Annotated in this window: 2 protein-coding genes; both read left to right on the forward strand. The window is 42.5% G+C overall.

Annotated features, from left to right (window positions below; translation table 11 throughout):
- On the forward strand, positions 1-418 hold a 418-nt coding region (locus CXF78_RS15980; protein ID WP_180957180.1), incomplete at its 5' end, for a TSUP family transporter.
- Positions 419-524: 106 nt separating this feature from the next.
- Entirely contained in the window at positions 525-1,853 is a 1,329-nt protein-coding gene (gene sbcD / locus CXF78_RS15985; RefSeq protein WP_102037339.1) for an exonuclease subunit SbcD, read from the forward strand.
- Positions 1,854-1,862: the final 9 nt, after the last annotated feature.

Genomic DNA, 1,862 nt, shown 5'->3' on the forward strand with positions numbered 1-1,862 from the left:
TTGTTATTTTTTATTCTCTAAAAAAATAAGTGAACAAGATCGCCAACAAGTCCTCACTCCAAGTGTGTTTGCTTTTACTGCCGCATTGGGCGTTGGTTTATATGATGGTTTCTTTGGCCCAGGTACTGGCAGTTTTTTTGCCTTAGCATTTGTGTCATTGGCTGGTTTTGGTTTGGCCAAGGCAACCGCGCATGCAAAGTTACTCAATTTTGCTACTAATATTGCGTCGTTAATTTTCTTTTTAATCGGTGGTCAAGTCGCGGTGGTATTGGGATTAATTATGCTGGTAGGCCAAGCCATTGGTGCTACGTTAGGTTCACGTTTAGTGGTGACCAAAGGCGTTAAAATCATTAAACCTTTGGTGGTAGTGATGTCATTGGGCATGAGCGGCAAATTATTGTGGTCGCAATATATGTGATAGCAGTGCATGTGATCGCGGTACATGTGATCATAGTATCGATAATTTGGGTTTATTAACGCCATCATTATGTGGTGTACGTGTTTGTTTTTATTGAAGGGATGTTATGCGCATTATTCACACATCAGATTGGCATCTTGGCCAATATTTTTATGGTAAAAGTCGCGCAGCTGAGCACCACGCTTTTATGCAGTGGTTACTTGAACAAATAAACATTCACCAGGTTGATGCGCTTATTGTCGCTGGCGATATTTTCGATACCGGCACACCGCCAAGTTATGCCCGTAAGCTATATAATCAATTTATTGTTCAAATTCAACAAACAGGTTGCCAGCTAATTTTATTGGGCGGTAATCACGACTCTGTGTCGACGTTGAATGAATCTAAACATCTCCTTGCTTGCCTAAATACTGTGGTTATTCCAGGTGCATTAGAGCATTTTGAAGAGCATGTATTTACCCTCAAAAATCGCCAAGGTGACGTTGGCGCTATTTTATGTGGTTTACCTTTTTTACGCCCACGTGATGTGGTGCTAAGTGAATCAGGTGAATCGTCGATAGATAAACAACGTAAATTGGGTGATGCCATTAGCGAGTTGTATCAGCGCTGTTTTGAGCAAGCTGAACAACTCAATAATACCTTTACCACGCCAGTACCCATTATTGCGACAGGTCATTTAACCACAGTGGGTGCAAGCACCTCAGAATCCGTGCGTGATATTTATATAGGCAGTTTAGATGCTTTTAATGCGGCGCTGTTTCCTGCCGCAGACTACATTGCATTAGGTCATATTCATCGGCCTCAAGTGGTGGCAAAATCTGAACATATTCGTTACAGCGGTTCACCAATAGCGTTAAGTTTTGATGAACTCGCGGCAGATAATACCACTAATAAATCGGTATTCTTGGTCGAATTTAGTGATGCCAAATTATCTCAAATCACACCATTAATGGTGCCTGTTTTCCAGCCGATGCAGGTGTTAAAAGGCGACTTAGATAGCATTGAGCAGCAGATAAGCACATTTGCATTGCAAGCAGAATCCGCAAAAACGACTTGGTTGAGCATTGAAGTGTCACAACAAGATTATTTGTCTGATTTGCAATCGCGCATTGCCGACATGACTCAAGACAAAGCGGTTGAAGTATTGCAGTTAAAGCGTGCCCGCAGTCAACGACAGCAACACATTAAGCAGCTAGATAATGAAACTTTATCTGAGCTCAGTGTCGACGAAGTATTTGGCCGACGTTTGTCGCAAGAAGAGTTTGAGAGTGAATCGCAACAGGCACAGTTAGGGCGAATAAAGCAACGCTTTAGCCAAGTGTATGCCGAGGTGGAGTCTGAGCGAAACAGTCAAGAAACGGCCGCGAGCCATGTGTTACAAGAAACCTCGATAGAAGCCGTTGCTACAAAAAGTGCAACAGAGGGTGAGCAATAATGAAAATTC

Source organism: Shewanella sp. 11B5 (assembly GCF_002836795.1).
In the GTDB taxonomy this organism is placed as follows: Bacteria; Pseudomonadota; Gammaproteobacteria; order Enterobacterales; family Shewanellaceae; genus Shewanella; species Shewanella frigidimarina.

Excerpts from the sequence above, each read along its gene's own strand:
- sbcD (WP_102037339.1), top strand. The coding sequence starts at position 525 with ATGCGCATTATTCACACATCAGATTGGCATCTTGGCCAATATTTTTAT.